We start from the raw sequence: 23,058 nt of genomic DNA, 5'->3' as shown, positions 1-23,058 counted from the left end.
CGATGAGCAATCCTGTGGGCATGTCCAGCGATCACACGCAGTCCGTCGAGCGCCCCACCGGCAGTGCCGAGGCCCCCTTCCTCGAACTGCTGGCCAGGGGCGCTTCCGCCGACGCCTACGAGCAGCCGGTGCTGATCGCCCGCGCCGAGGGAAGGCCCGCCGAGCGGATTGCCGCGCTGGAGGCGGCCAAGGCGGTCGCCCTGCGCGTGCGCTCCGAGCTGGAAGGCCGGCGCAGGCGGGAGGCCGAGCTGTCCGCCCTCTTCGAGACCGCCCACGACCTGGCCGGGCTCCGGGACCTGGACGCGGTGCTGCGGGCCATCGTGCAGCGCGCCCGCTCCCTGCTCGGCACGGACGTGGCCTACCTCAGCCTGAACGACCCGGTGCGCGGCGACACCTACATGCGGGTCACCGAGGGCTCGGTCGCCGCCCGCTTCCAGCAGCTGAGGCTCGGGATGGGCGAGGGGCTCGGCGGACTCGTCGCCCAGACCGCCCGCCCCTACGTCACCGACGACTACTTCAAGGACGACCGCTTCCAGCACACCCTCACCATCGACTCCGGCGTACGGGACGAGGGCCTGGTCGCCATCCTCGGCGTGCCGCTGACCCTGGGCGACCACGTCATCGGCGTGCTGTTCGCGGCGGACCGGCGGGCCCGGGTCTTCGAGCGGGAGCAGATCGCGCTGCTCGGATCCTTCGCCGCACTGGCCGCGGCCGCCATCGACACCGCGAACCTCCTCACCGAGACCCGCTCGGCCCTGACCGAGCTGGAGCGGGCCAACGAGATCATCCGGGACCGCAGCGGTGTCATCGAGCGCGCCTCCGACGTCCATGACCGGCTGGCCGAACTCGTGCTGCGCGGCGGTGGGGTGCACGACGTGGCGGCCGCGGTCTCCGAGGTCCTCGACGGCACGGTCGAGTTCGCCGAGAGGGCGCCCACCGAGGCCCTGGAGGCATCCCGGGCCGAAGGCCACGCCGTGCGGCACGGCGACGACTGGATCGCCGCCGTCGCCGCCGGTGGCGAGCTCCTGGGAGCGCTCGTCCTGCGCGGCCACCCGGGGCTCGACCCCGTCGACCAGCGCACCCTGGAGCGCGCCGCGATGGTCACCTCACTGCTCCTGCTGGCCAGACGGTCGGCCTCCGAGGCGGAGCAGCGGGTGCGCGGCGAACTCCTGGACGACCTGCTCGACGCCCGTGACCGCGACCCCCGGCTGCTGCGCGAGCGGGCCGCCCGGCTGGACGCCGACCTCGACGCCACCCACGTCGTGCTGGCCGCCCGTCTCGACGGACCCGCGGCCGACGCCGACCAGGAGGCGGCCGCCCGCAGACGGCTGTGGTCCGCGGCCTCCCACCTCGCCGCCACGCGGCACGGCCTGGCCGCCGCCCGCGACGGCGGTACGGTCCTGCTGCTGCCCCTGGCGGCCGGGGACACGGCCACCGACCTGGCCCGCCGCACCGCGGGGCACCTCGGCACGGCCGTCCACGAGGCGGTGACCGTCGGTGCCTCGGCCCCGGTCCGCGACCTCGCCGTGCACCTGGACGCCGTGGCCGCCGCCTACCGGGAGAGCCGCCGGTGCCTCGACGCGCTGCGCCTCCTGGGCCGCTCGGGGGACGGAGCCGCGGCCGAGGACTTCGGGTTCCTGGGACTGCTCCTGGCCGGGGACCGGGACATCGCGGGCTTCGTGGAGCGCACCATCGGCCAGGTGGTCGCCTACGACGACCGCCGGGGCACCGATCTGCTGCACACCCTCGACGCCTACTTCGCCTGCGGGATGAGCCCGGCCCGCACCAAGGACGAACTGCACGTCCATGTGAACACCGTGGCCCAGCGCCTGGAGCGGGTGGGCCGCCTGCTGGGCGAGGACTGGCAGAGCCCGGCCCGCGCCTTGGAGATCCAACTCGCGCTGCGGCTGCACCGGTTGTCCGCGCAGACACGCCCCTGACACGCCCCCGTCCCCCGTACGCAGGGGCGTACGGGGGACGGGCGGGCGCGCGGCGACCCTTAGACGGTCCGGGCGTCCGCCGCGGGGGACGCGGCAGCCGGCGCCGGCTCGGCATCCGGTTCGATGTCGGCGAGGTCCCGGTGCCGGGTCTCCTTGGCGACCCCGACGGCGATCACCGTCAGCACCGCGGCGGCGATGACGTAGAGGGCGATCGGCGTGGAGCTGCCGTAGTCGGAGAGCAGTGCGGTGGCGATGAGCGGGGCCGGGGCGCCGGCCGCGACGGAGGCGAACTGGGCGCCGATGGAGGCACCGGAGTACCGCATCCGGGTCGCGAACATCTCGGAGAAGAAGGCCGCCTGGGGCGCGTACATGGCGCCGTGCATGACGAGGCCGACGGTCACCGCGAGGATCAGGTTGCCGAAGCCGCCGGTGTCGACGAGCCGGAAGAACGGGAACATCCACAGTCCGACGCCGACCGCGCCGAGCAGGTACACCGGGCGCCGGCCGACGCGGTCCGACAGGGCGCCCCAGGCGGGGATCACCGCGAAGTGCACGGCGGATGCGATCAGCACCGAGTTGAGGGCGGTCTGCTTGGAGACCCCGGCCGACGTGGTGGCGTAGACGAGGATGAACGCGGTGATGACGTAGTAGCTGATGTTCTCCGCCATGCGTGCGCCCATCGCGACCAGTACGTCGCGCCAGTGGTGGCGCAGCACGGAGACCAGCGGCAGCTTCTCGGCCGCGCCGTCCCGTGCCGCCTTGCGGGCCTCCGCCTGCGCCAACGCCTGCTGGAACACGGGGGATTCGTCGACGGACAGCCGGATCCACAGCCCGACGACCACCAGGACGCCGGAGAGCAGGAAGGGGATCCGCCAGCCCCAGCTGCCGAAGGCGGCGTCCGACAGCACGGCGGTCAGCAGGGACAGCACACCGGTGGCGAGGAGCTGCCCGGCCGGTGCGCCGGTCTGCGGCCACGAGGCCCAGAAGCCGCGCCGCCGCGCGTCCCCGTGCTCGGACACGAGCAGTACGGCTCCGCCCCACTCCCCGCCGAGCGCGAAGCCCTGGACCAGGCGCAGCACCGTCAGCAGCACGGGAGCGGCCGTGCCGACGGTCGCGTGCGTCGGCAGCAGACCGATCGCGAACGTCGCCCCGCCCATCAGCAGCAGGCTCAGGACCAGCAGCTTCTTACGCCCGAGCCGGTCACCGTAGTGCCCGAACACCAGGGCGCCGAGCGGACGGGCGGCGAATCCGACGGCGTACGTCAGGAAGGACAGCAGCGTGCCGACGAGCGGGTCGGAGTCGGGGAAGAACAGCTTGTTGAAGACCAGGGCGGCCGCGGAGCCGTAGAGGAAGAAGTCGTACCACTCGATGGTGGTGCCGATGAGCGAGGCGGCGACGATGCGCTTGAGGTTGTTCGGGGCCGGCGGAGCGGGGGCGGGCGACGACATCGGCACCACTTCCTGGGGTGTGACGGGGACGTTCGGGTATCGCCACACCGTAGGAATCCGCACGTCAGGCGCACATGTGTCGGGCCAACATAGTTAGAGGGTTGGCTATGCGTGCGGGCACCATGACGGCTCGTGCATCGGCGCTGGCCGGGCTTCGTCGCCGCACTCAGTGCACCGGGCTGATGTCGGGGGCGCCGAGCCGTACCGCGTCGGCGGTCCGGTCGTCCGGCTGCTGCTGGGCCTCGCGTTCGGCGGCCACCCGCTTCAGGTAGTGGTCGACCTCACGGTCCCGGTGCGCCCGGTCCCATCCCAGGTGCGGCGCCATCAGGTCCACGACGGTCCGCGCCGCGTCCACACCGCGGTCCCAGGACTCGATGGAGATCCGCGTACGTCGGGCGAGCACGTCCTCCAGGTGGCGGGCACCCTCATGGGTCACCGCGTACACGGCCTCGACGCGCAGGTAGTCGTCGGAGCTCGGCAACGGCTCGCCGAGCGAGGGGTCGGCTGCGACCATGGCGAGCAGTTCGTGCACCAGGGAGCCGTAGCGGTTCAACAGGTGCTCGATGCGGGCGACATGGAGCCCGGAGCTCTCGGCGAGGTTGTGACGGGAGTTCCAGAGGGCCGGGTAGCCGTCGGCGCCGAGCAGGGGAACGCGTTGCGTGACGCAGTCGGGCACCTTCTCGTCCAGGCCGCGGACCGCCTCGTCGACCGCGTCCTTGGCCATCACCCGATAGGTCGTGTACTTGCCGCCGGCCACCACGACGAGACCGGGCACCGGGTGTGCGACCAGGTGCTCCCGTGACAGCTTGCTGGTTTCCGCGGCCTCGCCCGACAGGAGGGGACGCAGACCGGCGTAGACGCCTTCGACGTCCTCCGGGACCAGAGGCGTGGCCAGGACGCTGTTGACGTGCTCCAGCAGGTAGGTGACGTCCTTGGAGCTGAGGGCGGGATGGGCCTTGTCGAGTGTCCAGTCGGTGTCGGTGGTCCCGATGATCCAGTGCCGCCCCCAGGGGATCACGAACAGCACGCTCTTCTCGGTGCGGAGGATGAGCCCGGTGCGGGAGTTGATACGGTCACGGGGGACCAGCAGGTGTACGCCCTTGGAGGCGCGGACGTGGAACTGGCCGCGCGTACCGGCGAGGGCCTGGGTGTCGTCGGTCCACACGCCGGTCGCGTTGATGACCTGCTTGGCCCGCACCTCTGTCTCGTCGCCGGTCTCCAGGTCCGTGACGGCGGCTCCCACCACCCGCTCGCCCTGCCGCAGGAAGCGGCTCACCCGGGTGCGGTTCGCGGCCAGCGCTCCGTAGGCGACGGCCGTGCGGGCGAGGAACAGAGTGTGCCGGGCGTCGTCGACCTGGGCGTCCCAGTACTGGATCGCGCCGACCAGGGAGTCGGAGCGCAGCGCGGGCGCCTCACGCAGGGCCCGGCGTTTGAGCAGGTGGCGGTGGTGGGGCAGACCGCTGGAGGTACCGGAGGCCGCGGCCATGGTGTCGTACAGCAGCACGCCGGCGCCGACGTAAGGACGCTCCCGGATCCGGTGTTGCAGCGGGTAGAGGAACGGGACCGGACGCACCAGATGAGGGGCCAGGACCCGAAGCAGGAGTCCGCGCTCCTTCAGGGCCTCGGCGACGAGACGGAAGTCCAGCATCTCCAGGTAGCGCAGGCCGCCGTGGATGAGCTTGCTGGAGCGGCTGGACGTGCCCGACGCCCAGTCCCGGGCTTCGACGAGGCCGACTCGCAGGCCACGGGTGGCCGCGTCGAGAGCCGCGCCGGCACCGACCACCCCGCCCCCGACGACGAGGACGTCGAGCTCGCCCTCCCCCAGCCGGACGAGGGCCTCCCTGCGTGCGCCGGGCGAGAGAGCCACCGGGTTCGCCATGGTCTCCTCCTCGTGCAGCGGGTGCGGCCGCGCACACGGCTCGGGCGGGACCGCTCGGTCGCCCCCGGCCGGAACCGGGGGCTGCGGCTCCTATTCGACCTTGGCCCAGTCGAGCGTGCGCTCCACCGCCTTCTTCCAGCCCGCGTATCCTTCCGCGCGCTGTTCCTCGGACCACTGGGGCTCCCAGCGCTTGGACTCCTGCCAGTGGGTGCGCAGTTCGTCCGTGTCCTGCCAGAAACCGGTGGCCAGACCGGCGGCGTAGGCGGCGCCGAGCGCGGTGGTCTCGGCGACGACGGGGCGGCTGACCGGGACGCCGAGGACGTCGGCCTGGATCTGCATGCACAGGTCGTTGGCCGTCACGCCGCCGTCGACCTTGAGCACGTCGAGGTGGACGCCGGAGTCCTGCTCCATGGCTTCCACCACGTCGCGGCTCTGGTAGCAGATGGCCTCCAGGGCGGCCCGCGCCAGGTGGCCGTTGTCGTTGTACCGGGCGAGGCCGACGATCGCGCCGCGGGCGTCGGAACGCCAGTACGGGGCGAACAGGCCGGAGAAGGCGGGGACGAAGTAGATCCCGCCATTGTCCTCGACGGTGAGCGCCAGGCGTTCGCTCTCCGCGGCATCGTTGATGATCTTCAGCTGGTCGCGCAGCCATTGCACCGCGGACCCCGTGACGGCGATGGAACCTTCGAGTGCGTAGATCGCCGGGCTGTCGCCGAACTGGTACGCCACGGTGGTCAGCAGGCCGTGCTGGGACCGCACCAGTTCCGTGCCGGTGTTGAGCACCAGGAAGTTGCCGGTGCCGTAGGTGTTCTTGGCTTCGCCGGGCGCGTAGCAGACCTGCCCGACGGTGGCCGCCTGCTGGTCGCCGAGCACACCGGTGACGGGGATGGCCGCCCGCAGCGGCCGGGACGTACGCGTCTGTCCGAACGCCTCCCGGTGGGAGGACGGGTTGATGGTCGGCAGCATCGCCCGGGGCACGCCGAAGAAGCCCAGCAACTCGTCGTCCCAGTCGAGGGTCTCCAGGTCCATCAGCATGGTGCGGCTGGCGTTGGTCACGTCAGTGGCGTGGACGCCGCCGTCGGGGCCGCCGGTGAGGTTCCACAGCACCCAGGCGTCGGTGTTGCCGAAGAGGGCATGGCCCTGCTCGGCCGCCTCGCGGACTCCGTCGACGTTCTCCAGGATCCACTGGATCTTGCCACCGGAGAAGTACGTGGCCGGCGGCAGCCCTGCCTTGCGGCGGATGACGTCACCCTGGCCGGAGCGGTCCAGCGCCGCCGCGATGGAATCGGTACGGGTGTCCTGCCAGACGATGGCGTTGTAGTAGGGGCGGCCGTTGCGCGGGTCCCAGACGACGGTCGTCTCCCGTTGGTTGGTGATGCCGATGGCCGCCAGGTCCTCCGGGGAGAGGTTTCCGTGCCGCAGCGCGTTCTGGATCACCGAGTTGGTGCGCTCCCAGATCTCCACCGGGTCGTGTTCGACCCATCCCGAGCGCGGAAGGATCTGTGAGTGCTCCAGCTGGTGCCTCGCCACCTCGTTGCCGGAATGGTCGAAGATCATGAAACGGGTGCTGGTGGTTCCTTGGTCCACCGCGCCGACGAAGTCCGCCATGGGGTGCCGCCTCTCCTTGGGCTCTCCCGGGGCGGCCGGAACACGGCAGCCCCGGGAGCCGGTCAGTTCTCGTCCGGGGCCGGGACCCGGCCGGGGGGCTCCGGCTCGGCGGTCGGCAGGAACCGGCCGATGAAGACCTTGTACAGGCCCGCTCCCAGCAGACCTCCGATCACCGGACCGACGATCGGCACCCAGAAGTAGAGGTGCCCGTACTGATCTCGCCACGCTCCGCCGTACCCGGTGAAGAAGCTGGCCAGCCGGGGACCGAAGTCGCGTGCCGGGTTGATCGCGTAACCGGCGTTGGTGCCCCAGGCCATACCGATGGCCACGACGATCAGACCGACGATGAACGGCGCCAGGTTGGCTCCGGGGGGCGTGTTGAGCAGGTCCGTGACCGCCAGGATCAGCAGCAGCAGGATCGCGGTGCCGATGATCTGGTCGCGGAATGCGCCCCAGTCGCTGACCGGCAGGTTCGGGTTGCCGTTGGCGGGCAGCGTGGAGAAGACGCCCTGCGTCTTGATCGTGTGGGTGGGATCCGCCTTCGCCAGCGCCTCGGTGTAGTTCCACCGGACGATCAGGGCTGCCACGAAGGCGCCGGCTGTCTGGGCCAGCGCGTAGGGAGCCACTTTGCTCCACGGGAAGCCCTTGAACGCCGCCAGCGCGAGGGTCACCGCGGGATTGAGGTGCGCACCGCTCAGCCTCGCCGCGACGTACACACCGAGGGTGACGCCGAGGCCCCAGGCCCAGGCGATGCTGTCGTGGTTTCCCAGGCCGCCCGGCGGTGTCGTGAGGGCCCCGCCGGCGACCACCTGAGCCACCACGCCACAACCGAAGAGGATGAGGATCATCGTGCCGGCGAACTCCGCAGAAAGCTCGCCGAGCAGTCCTGATCTCTTGAGTCGCTCAGCCATGGGTGCCCGCTTCCCGCCGACCCCAGGGTCGGCCGTCGACTGCCCCGAGTCATCCAGAAACGATTGTAGGACCGGCCGGAGTCATGCGCGTGCGGGGCGATATCGCCCGCTGCCAGGACGGGGACGCACCCGTGCGGACGGACGGCCGCGCTCCGCCGGGAGCTGTCCTTGATCGTCACAGCCGGCCGGCGCGTGGGCGGTAGGTACCCGGTGCAATCCGGTCGGGTCCACCATGGCTGCCGGTGGTCGGCCGCCCCGGACACGTGGCGTCTCCTGTCCGTCGGCACCACCGCTCTGCTGTGGGCCAAGAAGCTCGCCGGTCCTGCGGCGGGGGCGACAGGATCCTCCCATGCAGCCGGTCTTCGTTCTCGTGCACAGTCCGTCCGTGGGCCCTTCGACCTGGTACCCCGCCGCCGAGCGCCTGGAGGCGGCGGGGCATCGGGTGCGGGTGCCGTCCCTCCTGCACATCGGCGCCGGCGCGCCGCCCTTCTGGCCTCGCGTCGTGGACGCCGTGCGCGACGACCTGCGCCGGGTCCCGGCCGGCAGTCCTCTCGTACTGGTCGCCCATAGCAACGCGGGCCTGTTCGTCCCGGTGATCCGCTCGGGTCTCGACCGCCCGGTGACCGCCTCGGTCTTCGTCGATGCCGCACTGCCGGCCCGGTCGGGACCGACCCCGGTCGCCCCGCCCGAGTTGCTGGACTTCCTGCGCCCGATGGCCGTGGACGGCAGACTGCCGCGCTGGACCGACTGGTGGGACGAGGCGGACGTCGCCCCCATGTTCACCGATCCGCGGACGCGGCGGACGGTGGTGGAGGAGCAGCCCACCCTGCCCCTGTCCTACTACGAGCAGCACATCCCGGTGCCCGACGGCTGGGACGACCACCCCTGCGGCTACCTGCTGTTCGGCCCTCCGTACGACGACCTCGCCGACGAGGCCCGCCGACGCGGCTGGCGCGTGGCCCACTTGCCCGGTGCGCATCTCCACCAGACCGTCGATCCCGCCGGGACGGTCCGGCACCTTGTCGAACTCGCCGCCCTCTGAACGCGAAGTCGGCGCTGTGCACCAGCAGTTGGAAGAAGGCTAAGGTCACCACGACCGCCCCTTCGGTGCCCTGCCGTCCAGGGCCGCGGCGGTCCCGTACGTCAGGTCGGAGATGAAGGGGCGTTACCTCGTGTCGAGTTGGGATCGCAGACTGACGGTCGCCGGGGTGCAGGACCGTGGTCTGCGCGCGGACTACACGACCGCCGCCCGGGTCTTCGCCCGGAGAATCCTGGCCCACTACGCCGCCGTACGCCTGCTGGTGGCCCCGGAACTGCACCCGCACGTGGTGGCCGCCTACGCCTTCCTCGCCCGTACCGACGACCTCGCCGACCAGGGGCCGCTGCACGAGCGCCTGCCCCGCTGGGCGGCCTGGGCCGAACAGGTCGGCGCCGGGCTGGAGTCGGGGCATGCCGCCGATCCGGTCCTGCGGGCCTTCCTCCACACCGTGGCCGCACGTCGGTTGCCCCACCACTGGGTGCACACCTACCTCAAGGCCACCACCGAGGAACTGCACTTCACCGGCCACGCCACCGAAGCCGACTTCCAGCGCTACGTCGACGGCCTCGCGCTGCCGGCCCTGATGCTGATCGAGGACCTGCAGTACGAGGGAGGCGGTGACGCGGTCTTCCGGTCCCGTTGCCGGTCGTTCGCCGAAGGGCTGCAACGTCTGGACTTCCTGACCGACCTCACCGACGACCTGGCCGAAGGACGCCTGTATCTGCCGCAGGAGGACCTGGACCGCTTCGGCGTCAGCCGCGCCGACCTCGAACAGGGCCAGGACACGGCAGGAGTCGCGGAGTTGGTCGCCCTGACCTGCCGCAGGACGAGAAAGTCGCTCACCGACTCGCGAGCTCTCGTGGACTGCACCGCTCCCGGCTTCCGGCCCTTGCAGCGTGCCCTGCTGGACCTGGCGGAGCATCAGTTGTCCCGCGTCGAGAGGTCCGGTACCTCCGTCACGCGGCGGGCGGTGGGGTACGGCGTCCGCGTACCGCTCGCCGTTCTGTTGCGCGAGAGGCGTCGGCTCGGTGGCGCACCTTCGCCTTGCTGAGCGCGGCCGTCCCGAGGGCGGCCACGGATCAGTTCCGCGAGTTGCCGAACAGCAGGCGGTAGCCGATGAGCAGGACCAGGGAACCGCCGATCGCCGCACCCCAGGTGTAGAGGTCGAAGAAGTGGTTCTCCACCGGGCGGTCGAGGAAGCGCGCGGAGAGCCAGCCGCCGACGAACGCTCCCGCGACCCCGATGAGGGTGGTGCCGACCAGGCCGCCCGGATCGCGGCCGGGCAGCAGGATCTTGGCGATGGCTCCGGCGAGCAGACCCAGGATGATCCAGCCGATGACGCCCACGTGACAGTCCTCCAGCACTTCGGTTGCCTGATTGCGCAATCCTAGGGACTGGCGCCAGTGCGGAACGGCGTCCACCAGGCAATGGTGACAAGTCGTCGACGTTCTTCCACATGCTTATTACATTGCGCAATCAATGAAGTGGAGGCATGCTCATCGGCCCTGTTCCGCACCCTTACACTGAGACAGCACATGTGCGTCGACAGTGACCGGGGTGGGAGGGGAGGGGATCGTGGCGACACTCGCCGGTGGCTCCGGGGACCCCTCCGTCGAGGTGCTGACCGAGGCGGCCGCCGTGTTCGGACTCCTCGCCTCCTCCGCCCGGCTGCACATCATGTGGGCGCTGTCCCAGGGGGAAAGCGACGTCACCCACCTCGCGGACCGGGTCGGCGGTGCGCTGCCCGCGGTCAGCCAGCATCTCGCGAAGCTGAAGCTGGCGGGACTCGTGCGCTCGCGCCGCGAGGGCCGTCGGCAGGTCTACTACGTCGACGACCCCGACATCGTGACCGTGGTCCGCGTGATGGTCGGCCAACTGACCGCCCGTGGCGTCCCAGCGGCCGCACACAGGACCGCCTCACGGGGCTCTTAGTCCTCCTCCTGTACGGGCTCCTCCACTCAGCCCCCCGGCGGTCACGGCCGAGCCCAGCAGTCCGGTGCCGCGTCACGTTCGACGAGGTCAGGAAGGGTCGGGGCTTCGCCGACCCCAGCCGGCAGGAACGGCCCGACGACGGCCGCTCCGCACACCGAGGACGAGCTGCCGGCCCTCGGCTACTGGGCGAAGGCGGTAAGGGCCGTGGGGGAGAACGGAGACCTCCATGAGGTTGCCGCATTCCTCCATGAGATCTCTCACCCGTGAATTGCGCCGGGATCCGTACTGGTCGGGGCCAGGGCTTTGTTAGATTGCGCAACTACGCAACCTAGGCGAAGTTCCCGCTTGGCCTGCCTGTACACCGCCGCGCACGCCCGGCCGCCCCCTCCATGGCCCGGCCTGAGGGGCCCGACCGTTTCGTGGGAGTGGGAGATGAGCGACCGGTGGGACGGCCCGGGCGGTCAGGCCACACGCAGCCGCACCGGCCGTGTGCCGGGACCGCGGGAGAGCGGGGCCGGCGCAGAACCCCGGCCCGGCGGCCGGGCCGCGGCCCGGGCGGCGGCCCGCTCGCACGGCGGCAGGCGACCGCGTCGCCGGGCCCGCCCGGTGCGGCGCGGCAGGCGGGTGCTGAAGATCGCCGGGATATGCCTGGCGCTTCTCGTCCTGGGCACGGCCGGGGCCGGCTGGTGGTTCTACCAGCACCTCAACGGCAACATCAACAGCGTCGCGCTCGACGGCAAGGGCGGTACGGAGAAGGCCGACGCCTTCGGCCGGACCCCGATCAACATCCTGGTCATGGGCTCGGACGGCCGCACCAGCAAGGCGGACTGCAAACTGGGCGGCGGCTGCTCCCAGACCGGAGTGCAGAGCGGGAACGGCAACGCGGACGTGCAGATGGTGGTGCACATCTCCGCGGACCGCTCCAACGCCACCGTCATGAGCATTCCCCGCGACACCATGGTCGACGTCCCGGCCTGCAAGGACAGCGAGAGCGGCGAGTCCACGCCCGGCTACTACGGCCAGATCAACAGCGCGCTGCGGTACGGCCCCGCCTGCCAGGTCGCCACCATCCACCAGCTCACCGGCATCCCCATCGACCACTTCGTCAAGCTCGACTTCTCCGGTGTGGTGAAGATGTCCGACGCGGTCGGCGGTGTCTCCGTGTGCGTCGACAACAACGTGTACGACACCTACTCGCACCTGAAACTGTCCAGGGGCGACCACACCCTCAAGGGTGAGGCGGCCCTGGAGTTCGTCCGCTCCCGGCACGGCTTCGGGGACGGCAGCGACCTCGGCCGTACGGTCTCCCAGCACATTTTCCTCAGCGCGATGATCCGCAAGTTCAAGAGCGCCGGCACGCTCACCGACCCCACCGCGGTCTACGCCCTCGCGAACGCCGCCACCAAGGCGCTCACCGTGGACGACGGCCTGGGTACCGTGAAGAAGCTGATCGGTCTCGCGGCCGACGTGAACAAGGTCCCCACCAAGCGGATGACGTTCACCACGATGCAGACCGCCGCCGATCCGGACGACGCCAACCGGGTGGTGGTGGGTCCGGGTGCCAAGGCCCTGTTCTCCAGCATCGCCGACGACCAGGCGCTGAGCACCGGCTCCGGCAAGAAGTCCGCGGCGGCCTCGGCGACGGCCTCGGCCAAGGCGGTGCCCGCGTCCGAGATCGCGGTCACCGTCGAGAACGGCACCCGGATCACCGGCCGTGCCTCCGACGTCGCGAACGCGCTCACCGGCCAGGGCTTCAGCTCCGACACGACCACCGCCAACGCACCGAGCCCGGCGTCGACCACCACCCTCACCTACGGGACGGGCCAGAAGGCCGAGGCCCAGACGGCCGCCAAGGCGCTCGGACTGCCCGCCTCGCACCTGGAGGCGGGTACCGGCACCGGTCTGACCCTGGTGATCGGCGGCGACTGGACGAGCGGCACCACGTTCCCCGGCGGCACGTCCTCGCCCGCGCCCGCCGACACCAAGGCCGCGGTCTCCAACGCCCACGCCCAGACCGCCGACGAGGCCAAGAAGTGCGCCCAGGTCAGCCCCTACAAGACGGTCGCGCTCAACGGGGTTCCGATGACACCGGCACAGGCGTACGCGGCGGCGGGCAGCAAGAAGGACTCCGACGAGTGAGGCGGGAACCGGGCCGATAGTTGTACAGTTGCGCAAGCTGGCAATAATGAGCACGGAGAAGGGACCTGCGGCATGCTGCGCAACGGACTGGAGCCCTGGCACCTGCTGATCGTGGCGATCATGATCATTCTCTTGTTCGGCTCCAAGAAGCTGCCCGAGGCGGCCCGCGGGCTCGGCAAGTCGATGCGCATCCTCAAGAGCGAGGCCAAGGCCATGAAGGAGGACGGCACCGGGCAGGGCACCGCCGTCCCGGCCGCGCAACGCACGACCGAGGGCGACCCGGTCGGCTGAACTCCGTACCCGGACCGGTTCGGTGGGCGGGCCGCGACCGCGTGGACCGGTGCCGGACTCCGCTGGGAGACTCGGACGTCCTCGCCGTAAGCTCCCGCCCATGAGTGAGGCAGACGAGGGCCCCGGCAGACGAGTCGTCGACGGGCGCTTCGAGTTGGAGGCCCGCCTCGGCGGGGGCGGCATGGGCACGGTCTGGCGGGCCAGGGACCTGGCGCTGCACAGGATGGTCGCGGTCAAGGAGGTCCGCCCGCCCGACCGGGACCTCGCCGAGTACGACCCGGACGGCGCGCGGGCGCTGCGCGAGCGGGTGCTGCGCGAGGCACGGGCCCTGGCCCGGATCGACCATCCGAACGTCGTCACCATCCACCACATCGTCGACGGCGGCGAGGGCACCTACCCCTGGATCGTCATGGAGCTGGTCAGCGGTGGCTCGCTCGCCGACCGGCTCGCCCAGGGCCCCATGCCACCCGCCGAGGCGGCACGGATCGGCCGGGGCGTCCTCGCCGCACTGGCCGCCGCACACGACGCCGGCATCCAGCACCGGGACGTCAAGCCCGCCAACGTGCTGCTGAGGCCCGACGGCCGCCCGGTCCTCACCGACTTCGGCATCGCCGCGATCCGCGAGACCACCAGCCTCACCGCCACCGGCTCCATCATCGGCACACCCGACTTCATGGCACCGGAACGGATCGCGGGCCACGAGGGCGGATCCGCCTCGGACCTGTGGTCGCTCGCGATGATGCTGTACGCCGCGGTGGAGGGCCACCACCCGCTGCGCCGCGGCAGCACCCTCGCCACCCTCGCCGCCGTCCTCAACGAGGAGGTACCGCCGCCGATGCGGGCCGGCGCCATCGGCGACGTACTGATGAGCGTGCTCGTACGGGATCCGGCGGCGCGGCCCTCGTCCGCCGTGCTGGACCGACGGCTGGCGGAGATCGAGGCCGGGCAGAGCGGGCCGGTGACCGCCTGGCACCAGCCCCCCTCCTACCCGCTGAACCAGCCGCCCGCCGTGACGGCTCCCTCCTACCCGGGGCAGTACGCCCCGCCCGCCGCTCCCGTCGGCGGTGCCGCCGGGTTCGGGCCGCCGCCCGTGCTCGCCGGAAACGGTCAGCCGGTGACCTCGCCCGTCCGGGCGGGCGGCGGGAATCGGTCCGGACCTGCCGCCGTGCTCGCCGTGTCGGGGGCCTCGCTCGCGGGTGCCCTGGCCCTGCTGTGGTGGCTGGTGCCCTTCGGCGGGGACTCGGGTGACAAGGGCGCCACCCCGGACCCCGGCGTCTCGTCCTCCGCCGGCTCGGTGCCGGGCCCGACCGGTTCCTCGACCGCAGCCCCGGCAGGCCGACAGTCGCAGGGGACGACCACGTCCCTGCTCACCCCCGACGGCATCCGCACCGCCATCAAGGCCCTTGAGCAGGAGACCGGCCGGGACCGGTTCGGTGACTTCAGCGTCTACGACGACTTCGTCTCGGCCGAGGTGATGGTCGACGGCAGCGACAGCAAGTACGACACCTACACGTACCGCCTGGGGCGGGGCGTGGAGAAGGGCATCATCAAGGGCACCCTGTCCGGCGGCGACCGGCCCTTCCGCCTCGACGGCTTCGCCTGGGACAAGGTGCCCGCACTCCTCGACGAGGCCCGCAAGAAGCTCAACGTCGACGACCCGGAAACCCGCTACATCCTGGTCAGGCAGCCCAACGACACCTTTGACACCCCTCTCGGCATGGCCGTGTACCTGAGCAACGAGTACAGCCAGTCCGGCTATCTGGAGGCGACCACCAAGGGCAAGGTGACCCGCGTCATGCCCGCGGAGGACTGAGGGCTGTCAGGACTCAGAGGCGGATGACGACGAGAGCGGTGTCGTCGGCATTGCCGGTGGGTGGGAGCAGCTCCGTCAGCAGGGCGTCGGCCAGCTCGTCGGGGCCGGCGTGGCGGTGACGGGTGAGCGCGTCGGTGAGACGGGCCAGACCGGTGTCGATGTCCTCGGTGCGGCGTTCGATCAGACCGTCCGTGTAGAGGACCAGCGTGGCGCCCTCCTCGAAGGGCGAGATGGCCTCCGGACGGCTGGCGTGTTCGGGGCTGGCGCCGAGCGGCGGGTCGGTGGCCCGGTCCAGGAAGGACACCGTGCCGTCGGGGTGCAGCAGGGCGGGCGGGAGATGGCCCGCGCTGCTGTAGGTGAGCGTGCGGTCGTCCCAGTCGATGAAGGCCGTCGCGGCCGTGGTCGACTCGGCGCCGTCGACGGAGCGGGCGTACAGCCCGAGGGCCTCCAGAGCCCGGGCCGGACCGTCGGCGACGCGGGCGGCCGCGCTCAGGGCGCTGCGCAGCTGGCCCATGACACAGGCCGCGGGCAGACCGTGGCCCACCACGTCACCGACCGCGACGGCGAGACGGTCGTTCGGCAGGTCGACCAGGTCGTACCAGTCACCGCACACGTTCAGGGCGCCGACGGCGGGCCGGTAGCGGACCGCCGCCTGATGGTGGCCCAGCGGCCGGGGGGCGGGCAGCAGGGCCTCCTGGAGGGCCAGGGCGACCTCACGCTCGCGGGCGTGTGCCTTGCGCAGGCGTTCGTTGACCTCCTGGAGTTCCCGGGCCCGGGTGTACAGCTCGGCCTCCAGCACGCGGGCCCGGCTGTCGCCGCCCGGTCCGCCGCGGGCCCGGATGAGCTCGGTGACCTCCTCCACCCGGTGCACTATCAGGGTCACCTTCCCGTCGGTGCCGAGGACCGGGGCGTTGACCGGGCTCCAGAAGTGCTCCTGCCAGTGGCCGGGCCGCTGGGGGTCCTCGATGTCGTAGCGGAGCACCGCCATGGTGTCGCGCTCGCCGGTGGCCACCGCGCGCAGCATCGACTCACGCGTCTCCCGCATCCCGGCCGCGGCCGAGTCATGGGGGTTCTCGGGGAAGACGTCGAAGATGTAGCGGCCCAGCAGCTGCTCGCGGGCGCGACCGGTCAGGCGTACGAAGTCGTCGTTGACGTCGACGTACACCAGCTCGGGCGTCAGCAACGCCACCATGCCGGGCAGGGCCCGGAAGACCGCCGCGTAGTCGATCTGCGGTTCCCTCATGTGCAGCCTGCCTCGACACGAGCCATCATGATGTGATTTTCCACGATAGAGGGGAACAGGCCGCCGCCTCGACAGATACCGTCATCAGGCGGTACGAACGACCTGGTTCGACCTGGTACGGATCCGTCGCGGGCCGGGTCCCGCGGCCGGTCGCCGGACTCCCGGAAGGTCCACTCGTACGCGTTACGCAGTCCTCGGTACCGGCATCGCCGGCCGGACCATCGCCGGCAAGCTCCCCTCCCTCGGCCACGACGTCGTCATCGGCACGCGCGATCCGCAGGCCAGTCTCTCGCGCGGCGAACCCGACGGCATGGGCAATCCGCCGTTCGAGCGGTGGCACGCCGACCACGACCAGGTGCGGCTGGACACCTTCGAGGCGGCCGCGGCCTTCGGCGAGACGGTCGTCAACACCACCGACGGCGAGCAGAGCCTCACCGCCCTGCACGCGGGGGGCGCGGCCAACCTGAACGGGAAGGTCTGACCCGGCCCGGGTGGCGGGGGAGCACACCGTGTTCGTCAGCGGCGACGACACCGGCGCCAAGAAGGCCGTCACCGCGCTGCTGGTCTCCTTCGGCTGGCCCGAGGCGAGCGTCCTCGACCTGGGCGACATCACCTCCGCCCGCGGCGCGGAGATGCTCCTGCCGATATGGCTGCGCCTGTACGGCGCGCTCGGCCGCGGCGACTTCAACTTCCATGTCCAGGGCGCCCGGAGCGGCGGCCAGGCCCGAGGCCGTCCGACCGTCCACCGGCACCTGCCGCGGACGCGGCCGGCCTGGAGATGATCGGCGGCACCTGCGCCGTCTTCCCCGACCACCGCTCCCCGGCCGACCTCGGCGCGGCTCTCGCCTCGATTCGATACCGGAACAGCTGGAGCAGGGCTCACCATGTTCTGCGTCAGACGGCCGTCCCGGCACGCCGCCGGTCGCGTCAGGCGGGCACGACGGGGGAGGGCAGAGGGTCGCGGTCCCCGGCGAGCCGCAGGGCCGCGAGGGCCGTGAGCCCCGACGTGACGCCGAAGGTGAGGGCGGCGGGGACGCCCGTGCCGAGCGGGGACAGCACGTGCACGGGGCCCCACACGGACGCGGTGTCGTCGATCGCCATGTGCAGGATCTGGCTCGCGAACAGTCCCAGCACGGTCGCGCAGACCGTGCCCACCGCCATCGCCGGCGCGGTGGCCCGGGTGAGCAGGCCGGGCAGCAGGCGCAGCGACCACCACACCACGGCCAGCACGAGCAGGTCGGCAACCCGGTACAGCAGCCACTGGCCGACCGAGGTGCCCGCCGGGCCGCTCCAGGCGCCCAGCAGGAGCCACAGGCGCAGCAGATCCCCCGGCTCGGACAGCAGGCCCGACCCGGTGAACGACGTCTGGATCCACGCTGCCGTCGACTGGTACGACAGGACCACCAGGGACAGCGCGACCACCGCCGTCCCGACGCTCGCGGCCAGGCGGGCGGCACGCGGCGGCACATCGCGCCGGGGCAGCGGCTCCGCGCCCTTCGCGGTGACCCGCGCCACCGCCACCGTGACCAGGGCGGTCACCAGCCCCGCCAGCACCGCTACCGGGCCGCTCGAAGCGATCACGCCCGCGAGCTGGGGCAGGATCCGGTAGCTGCCGCGCCCCCGGGACGCGATCAGCCAGGGCGCGGAGACCGTCACGGCCAGGGTCGCGGCCACCGGGGTCCAGGCCCACAGCGCGAGCAGCGTGGCCGGCGTGCGCCCCTGGGTCGGCGGGAGTCTGCGGAGCAGGAGCAGCGCGCCGGCCAGGAAGAACGCGAAGAGGGCGACGAACCTGATCTGCATCGCGGTGCCGTACAGACCGGCGTAGCGGGCGTCCGCGCCCGGGCCCGCGTCCCCGGACCCGTCGGACGACAGCACGGTCGAGTCGTACGACCAGGGCGCGAGCCACCGCCGGAGTTCGTTGACGGAGTCCACGTCGAACAGGCTTGTGCTGCCGCGCAGTTGCAGTGCCTGTGCGCTCGCCCCCGCCCACCACAGCAACAGCGTGATCAGCAGGCCGCCGACCAGGGCCGGTATCACCGCGCGCCGGTATGCCATGTGTGTCTTCCCCCGTCTCGACCCATGACCCGAGTGTTCGAACAGAGGAAGAGTAGGGCGTGATGATCGCGTGCGGCACGCGCGGGTGGGGTCAGTCCCGGGGCTCTCCGGCGCGGACGAGTCCGGTCTCGTAGGCGATGACGACGAGTTGGGCCCCGTCGCGGGCGCCGAGCTTGGCCATGGCGCGGTTGGCGTGGGTCTTGACGGTGACGGGAGTGACGAAGAGGCGTTCGGTGATCTCGTCGTTGGACAGGCCCGTGGCCACCAGGGACATCACCTCGCGTTCCCTGGGGGTGAGCGCGGACAGGCGGGCGGGGTCGGCGAGGCCGCCCGCCCCGTAGTGGGGGTGGAAGAAGGGGTAGTTGTCGCCCAGCCGGTCCGTGAACTCGTGGAAGGCGGCGGCGAAGCGGTCGTCGTCGACATGGAGTGAGGCGTGCGGCTGGTAGGGACCGAAGCCGTCGGCCCACTCCTGTATCGCCTCGGTGGCTCGGCCCAGCCAGTGCTGCAGGTCCATGGGACTTCCCTTCTACGACTCGTCGCGCCGAGGAAGCTCTCCGCGCCGGGGAGGCCGAGCATAGGACTTTGTTGACTACTCAGCAATTGACCCCTCAGAGATTGACTGATCAGTAATTGAGAGGTTGGTAGGTGAGCCCGCAGTAAACTGCTCGGGCAGGTGTGGACCGAGCCACAGGCAGGAGAGGGTGCGGACAGTGGAAGCCACCACCCGTCGGGGAGCCGAGGCAGCCCGCGCGGCGAACAGCCCCCGTGTTCACGACTTCGGTCTGCTGATCAAGGCCGCGACCCGGCTGGAGCAGCGGATCGACACCGCCCTGCGGCGGGAGTGCGGCATCGGGCACACGATGTTCGAGGTCCTCATCCGGCTCTGCCGGCAACCGGACGAGGAGGTCTCGCAGCGCGAGCTCGCCGACGACCTCACGCTGACCAGCAGCGGCATCACCCGGCTGATCGACCGCATGGAAGAGGCCGGTCTCGTGGGCCGCGTGCCCTCGCCGGAGGACCGCAGGAGCGTCCTGGTGGAGCCCACCGAGCACGGACACACCGTGTTCCTCCGAGCCGTGGCCGTCCACTCGCAGGTCGTGGAGCGCTACTTCGTCGCACCGCTGGCCCGCGACGACTACGCACGGCTCACCAGCGCCCTGGGCGAGATCCACCAGGCCCTGCGCGAGGGGTGAGGCCTCCGCGCCCCCGCGACCGACGCGCGCGACGACGAAGAGCAGAGGAAGAGAAGTTGACCACGCGGAACCACCCCGTCGACCACGAACTCGTCCAGGCCGCGGCGGACGTCGCCCGTACCCGCTGCCGAGGCGACAACCACACCATGGCAGCCGCGGCCCGGGCCCGGGACGGCCGGATCATCACCGCCGTGAACGCCTACCACTTCACCGGAGGGCCCTGCGCCGAACTGGTCGTCATCGGCACGGCGGCCGCCCAGGGCGCCTACGAGCTGGACACGATCGTCGCCGTGGGAGACCGCGACCGGGGGGTCGTCCCGCCGTGCGGTCGCTGCCGGCAGGTTCTGCTCGACTACTTCCCCGACATCGGGGTCGTCGTCGGCACGGCCACCGGCGTGCGGACCGTGCGCATCACCGACCTGCTGCCCGAGAGTTACGTCTGGGCCGATCACCAGCTCGACACCGAGTGAGGCGAGACGGCCGACGGGTTCCTCCTGACCGCGTCGGAGGCCGCCGGAGGTGACTGCCCCACGGCGCGATTGACGCCGCCGCGCCGCCCTGCCTACCGTCGGCCCCCCACACGTCCGAACAGGCAGGTCGACGATGACGGACTCCTCGGGACTCCCCGACGACAGACCCACCGACGACAGATCGACCGACGACAGATCGACCGACGACCGATCCACTGACGACCGATCCACCGGCAGCAGAGCCACCGGCAGGCAGCTCCAGGTGGAGACCCACGGCCTGGACGTCATCGGCGACGCCGAACGCAAGGGCACCCCGCGAACCCTGTTCTGGCCGTGGTTCGGCGCCAACGTGTCCGTCCTCGGCCTGAGTTACGGCTCCTTCGCGCTCGGCTTCGGGATCTCCTTCTGGCAGGCCCTGGTCGCCGGAGTGATCGGAATCGTCTTCTCGTTCCTGCTGTGCGGCTTCGTCGCGGTCGCCGGAAAGCGGGGCTCCGCGCCGACGATGGTGCTCAGCCGCGCTGCCTACGGGGTGCGCGGCAACCGCCTCCCGTCGGTCGTCTCCTGGGCGCTGACCGTCGGCTGGGAGACCGTGCTGTGCGCCCTCGCCACCCTGGCCACGGCGACCGTCTTCGGCCGGCTCGGCTGGGGCGGCGGGACGCAGACCCAGGTCGTCGCGCTGGTGGTGGTCGCGGCACTCACCGTGGTCGGCGGAGTGATGGGCTTCGACCTGATCATGCGGCTCCAGACCGTCATCACCGTGGTGACGGGCGTACTGACGGTGGTCTACGTCGCCCTGGTCGCCGACCACATCCACTGGAGCACCGTCAGCGCCCTGCCGGCGGGCTCCGCCCAGGAGTTCATCGGAGCGCTCGTCTTCATGATGACCGGCTTCGGCCTCGGCTGGGTCAACGCCGCCGCCGACTACTCCCGCTATCTGCCCCGGACCTCGTCGAGCCGCGGCGTGGTCGGCTGGACCACCTTCGGCGCCTCCGTGGCCCCGCTGCTCCTGCTGGTCTTCGGGCTGCTGCTGGCGGGATCGTCCACCACGCTCGACGAGGCCGTCGCCGCCGACCCGATCGGCGCGCTCACCACCCTCCTGCCCACGTGGTTCCTGGTGCCCTTCGCCGTCGTGGCGGTCCTCGGCCTGGTCGGCGGCGCGGTCCTCGACATCTACTCCTCGGGCCTCGCCCTGCTCTCGGCGGGTCTCAGGATCCCCCGCCCGCTGGCGGCACTCGTCGACGGCGTCCTGATGATCGCGGGCTCGGTCTACATCGTCTTCTTCGCCGACGACTTCCTCGGCCAGTTCATGGGCTTCCTCACCACGCTCGGCGTGCCCATCGCCGCCTGGTGCGGCATCATGCTGGCCGACCTGCTCCTGCGCCGCCGTGACTACGACGAGGCCGACCTGTACCGCCCGCGCGGCCGCTACGGCGACGTACCGCCCACCCCGCTCATCCTCACGGTCCTCGCCACCGCGCTGGGCTGGGGCCTGGTCACCAACTCGGCCGCGAGCTGGCTGGACTGGCAGGGCTACCTCCTCGACCCGTTCGGCCTCGGCGGCACGTCCGGCGCCTGGGCGTACGCCAACCTCGGTGTGCTGGCCGCGCTCGCGGCCGGCTTCCTCGGCACCCTGGTCCTGGGCCGCGGACGGGTCCGCGCGCAGGAGGACGCCGTATGACGACAGGACTCCTCGCCGTCATCGACATGCAGCGCGTCTTCGCCGAGCCCGACAGTCCCTGGGCCGCCCCCCGTTACACCGAGGCGGCGGCAGGCGTACGGCGACTGCTGCCGGCCTTCGCCGAACGGGTCGCCTTCACCCGCTTCGTCGCCCCCGAGGAGCCCACCGGTGCCTGGCGGGCCTACTACGCGCAGTGGCCCTTCGCACTCCAGCCGCCGGCCGCCCCGCTGTGGCGCCTCACCGACGACTTCGCCGACCGGGCACCGCACACCCTGGACACGACCACTTTCGGCAAGTGGACCCCCGAACTCGCCACCCGTGTCGGCCCCGAGGACCGCCTGGTCCTGGCCGGGGTCAGTACCGACTGCTGCGTCCTGTCCACGGCCCTGGCCGCCGCCGACGCGGGCGTCGAGACCCTGGTGGTGTCCGACGCCTGCGCCGGGGCCGACGACGACTCGCACGCCAGGGCACTGGAGGTGATGGCGCTGTACGGGCCCCTGATCCGCGTCGTCACCGTGGAGCAACTGCTCGACACCTGAAGGGACTTGGCGGTATCCGGTCGGTGACGGGCGGGGACCGGCCATGTCGCCTCGCCGGGCACGCAGCGTGGAAGGACGCCCCAGTACTCCACCCGACCGCAGGCGGGCTCCCGGAGCCCGATCGCACGCCTGCCGACGTGCACGTGCACAGGCGCCACCCGGTCGCTCATGGGCCGGGTCGGACGCCACGCCCTCGGTCTGCCCGCGGAGCACATCGGGCTGCTGCCCGCGGAGCACATCGGGCTGATTCCCTGCCGTCCCGAACGCATGCTCTCGGCACGCTCGGGTACGCGAGCAGGACCGCGCTCCGGGCGATCATGCCCGCGGGCGGGCCGCACGACCGCCGCTACCAGGGGATCTGCCATGGAGACACCCGCAAACGACCACAACGCCACACCGGCTCAGCGGGCGCTGGACGCGCTGACGCAGAACACCGAGGACGCGACGGCGCTGGACACGCTCGCGACCAGTGACGTGCTCATTCCGGTGCCCGACGACGCCGCGGACGAGGACACGACCGTGGCGCTGCCGGTGCTGGAGCAGCAGGACGGCGCTCCCGTGGTGCCCGTGTTCACCTCCGAGACGGAGATGGCCGAACTGCTTCCGTTCGTCTCCCGCTACCGTCTGGTGCCGCTGGGCGCGCTCGCCGCACAGTGGCCGGACGGCGACCTCTCGCTGTCGATCGACGCCAGCTCCACGCACCCGCTGACGCTCACCTCCGAGGGTGTGCGCACGCTGCTGGCGCGGCCGCAGGGCTGAGCCCGGGCCGGCCTCACACGGTGGGGCCCGGCCACCACGTGCGACGGAGGGGGAGCAGCCGGGCCCGCGAAGGGGCACGACCTGCTCCCGCTGTCGCACCCGGGGTCCTGCACGCGAGACC

19 protein-coding genes and 2 pseudogenes are annotated in these 23,058 nt (G+C 71.7%); 13 read left to right on the top strand and 8 right to left on the bottom strand.

The window, feature by feature from the left end:
* Window positions 1-20: 20 nt before the first annotated feature.
* Complete coding sequence (locus M2163_RS09810) at window positions 21-1,940, top strand: GAF domain-containing protein (RefSeq protein WP_280893756.1); 1,920 nt, start codon at window positions 21-23, stop codon at window positions 1,938-1,940.
* A 59-nt stretch (window positions 1,941-1,999) separates the two neighbouring features.
* Here M2163_RS09810 and M2163_RS09805 read toward each other — a convergent pair whose 3' ends face one another.
* The 4 genes from M2163_RS09805 to M2163_RS09790 all read right to left on the bottom strand — a co-directional run bounded on the left by M2163_RS09805 (window position 2,000) and on the right by M2163_RS09790 (window position 7,786).
* Window positions 2,000-3,388 carry an MFS transporter gene (locus tag M2163_RS09805; protein WP_280893755.1) on the bottom strand — a complete coding sequence of 463 codons (1,389 nt, stop codon included), beginning with the start codon at window positions 3,386-3,388 and terminating at the stop codon, window positions 2,000-2,002.
* A gap of 166 nt (window positions 3,389-3,554) precedes the next feature.
* On the bottom strand, window positions 3,555-5,267 hold the full coding sequence (locus M2163_RS09800; RefSeq protein ID WP_280893754.1) for a glycerol-3-phosphate dehydrogenase/oxidase: 1,713 nt from the start codon (window positions 5,265-5,267) through the stop codon (window positions 3,555-3,557).
* A 90-nt stretch (window positions 5,268-5,357) separates the two neighbouring features.
* Window positions 5,358-6,875, bottom strand: a complete 1,518-nt coding sequence (gene glpK / locus M2163_RS09795) for a glycerol kinase GlpK (RefSeq protein ID WP_280853184.1) — start codon at window positions 6,873-6,875, stop codon at window positions 5,358-5,360.
* Window positions 6,876-6,937: 62 nt separating this feature from the next.
* The gene (locus M2163_RS09790) at window positions 6,938-7,786 is read right to left on the bottom strand and encodes an MIP/aquaporin family protein (RefSeq protein WP_280893753.1); all 849 of its coding nucleotides are present in this window, start codon (window positions 7,784-7,786) and stop codon (window positions 6,938-6,940) included.
* Window positions 7,787-8,171: 385 nt separating this feature from the next.
* On the opposite strand from M2163_RS09790, the gene M2163_RS09785 reads away from it, so the two are divergent.
* Together M2163_RS09785 and M2163_RS09780 are read left to right on the top strand one after the other, a co-directional pair.
* Window positions 8,172-8,828, top strand: a complete 657-nt coding sequence (locus tag M2163_RS09785) for an alpha/beta hydrolase (protein WP_280893752.1) — start codon at window positions 8,172-8,174, stop codon at window positions 8,826-8,828.
* 130 nt (window positions 8,829-8,958) lie between these two features.
* Entirely contained in the window at window positions 8,959-9,876 is a 918-nt protein-coding gene (locus M2163_RS09780) for a squalene/phytoene synthase family protein (protein WP_280893751.1), read from the top strand.
* A 28-nt stretch (window positions 9,877-9,904) separates the two neighbouring features.
* On the opposite strand, the gene M2163_RS09775 is transcribed toward M2163_RS09780, so the two are convergent.
* Window positions 9,905-10,171 (bottom strand): GlsB/YeaQ/YmgE family stress response membrane protein, encoded by a 267-nt coding sequence (locus M2163_RS09775; protein ID WP_280893750.1) that lies wholly within the window; start codon window positions 10,169-10,171, stop codon window positions 9,905-9,907.
* A 229-nt stretch (window positions 10,172-10,400) separates the two neighbouring features.
* Here M2163_RS09775 and M2163_RS09770 point away from each other — a divergent pair, with 229 nt between their 5' ends.
* The 4 genes from M2163_RS09770 (at window position 10,401) to M2163_RS09755 (ending at window position 15,000) form a co-directional block, all read left to right on the top strand.
* Window positions 10,401-10,757, top strand: coding sequence for a metalloregulator ArsR/SmtB family transcription factor (locus M2163_RS09770; protein ID WP_280853190.1), 357 nt, complete (start codon window positions 10,401-10,403; stop codon window positions 10,755-10,757).
* A 432-nt stretch (window positions 10,758-11,189) separates the two neighbouring features.
* Complete coding sequence (locus M2163_RS09765) at window positions 11,190-12,896, top strand: LCP family protein (RefSeq protein ID WP_280853191.1); 1,707 nt, start codon at window positions 11,190-11,192, stop codon at window positions 12,894-12,896.
* 72 nt (window positions 12,897-12,968) lie between these two features.
* The gene (gene tatA, locus M2163_RS09760; RefSeq protein WP_280853192.1) at window positions 12,969-13,187 is read left to right on the top strand and encodes a Sec-independent protein translocase subunit TatA; all 219 of its coding nucleotides are present in this window, start codon (window positions 12,969-12,971) and stop codon (window positions 13,185-13,187) included.
* A gap of 100 nt (window positions 13,188-13,287) precedes the next feature.
* A complete protein-coding gene (locus tag M2163_RS09755; RefSeq protein ID WP_280893749.1) occupies window positions 13,288-15,000 on the top strand; it encodes a serine/threonine-protein kinase in 1,713 nt (570 codons plus the stop codon).
* 13 nt (window positions 15,001-15,013) lie between these two features.
* On the opposite strand, the gene M2163_RS09750 is transcribed toward M2163_RS09755, so the two are convergent.
* Entirely contained in the window at window positions 15,014-16,243 is a 1,230-nt protein-coding gene (locus M2163_RS09750; protein WP_280853194.1) for a SpoIIE family protein phosphatase, read from the bottom strand.
* A gap of 205 nt (window positions 16,244-16,448) precedes the next feature.
* Here M2163_RS09750 and M2163_RS09745 point away from each other — a divergent pair.
* A pseudogene (locus tag M2163_RS09745) lies at window positions 16,449-17,025 on the top strand (NADP oxidoreductase).
* Between the two features lie 145 nt (window positions 17,026-17,170).
* Here the strand turns inward: M2163_RS09745 and M2163_RS09740 are convergent.
* Entirely contained in the window at window positions 17,171-18,298 is a 1,128-nt protein-coding gene (locus M2163_RS09740) for a hypothetical protein (protein WP_280853195.1), read from the bottom strand.
* A gap of 91 nt (window positions 18,299-18,389) precedes the next feature.
* Window positions 18,390-18,614: pseudogene (locus M2163_RS09735) on the bottom strand (helix-turn-helix transcriptional regulator); the annotation flags it as partial.
* 394 nt (window positions 18,615-19,008) lie between these two features.
* Here M2163_RS09735 and M2163_RS09730 point away from each other — a divergent pair.
* The 5 genes from M2163_RS09730 to M2163_RS09710 all read left to right on the top strand — a co-directional run bounded on the left by M2163_RS09730 (window position 19,009) and on the right by M2163_RS09710 (window position 22,937).
* A complete protein-coding gene (locus M2163_RS09730; protein ID WP_280893748.1) occupies window positions 19,009-19,491 on the top strand; it encodes a MarR family winged helix-turn-helix transcriptional regulator in 483 nt (160 codons plus the stop codon).
* A 56-nt stretch (window positions 19,492-19,547) separates the two neighbouring features.
* Window positions 19,548-19,961, top strand: a complete 414-nt coding sequence (locus M2163_RS09725; protein WP_280893747.1) for a cytidine deaminase — start codon at window positions 19,548-19,550, stop codon at window positions 19,959-19,961.
* Between the two features lie 133 nt (window positions 19,962-20,094).
* Window positions 20,095-21,639 carry a cytosine permease gene (locus tag M2163_RS09720; RefSeq protein WP_280893746.1) on the top strand — a complete coding sequence of 515 codons (1,545 nt, stop codon included), beginning with the start codon at window positions 20,095-20,097 and terminating at the stop codon, window positions 21,637-21,639.
* Window positions 21,636-22,178, top strand: coding sequence for a cysteine hydrolase (locus M2163_RS09715; protein WP_280853199.1), 543 nt, complete (start codon window positions 21,636-21,638; stop codon window positions 22,176-22,178). The genes M2163_RS09720 and M2163_RS09715 overlap by 4 nt, the downstream gene beginning before the upstream one ends.
* Window positions 22,179-22,541: 363 nt before the next feature.
* Window positions 22,542-22,937: an SseB family protein gene (locus M2163_RS09710; RefSeq protein ID WP_280853200.1), complete on the top strand. Its 396-nt coding sequence runs from the start codon at window positions 22,542-22,544 to the stop codon at window positions 22,935-22,937.
* The last annotated feature ends 121 nt before the right edge of the window (window positions 22,938-23,058 follow it).

Origin of the sequence: Streptomyces sp. SAI-135, assembly GCF_029893805.1 — a bacterium.
Classification (GTDB): Bacteria; Actinomycetota; Actinomycetes; order Streptomycetales; family Streptomycetaceae; genus Streptomyces.
This window is presented reverse-complemented; position numbering and strand designations above follow the sequence as displayed.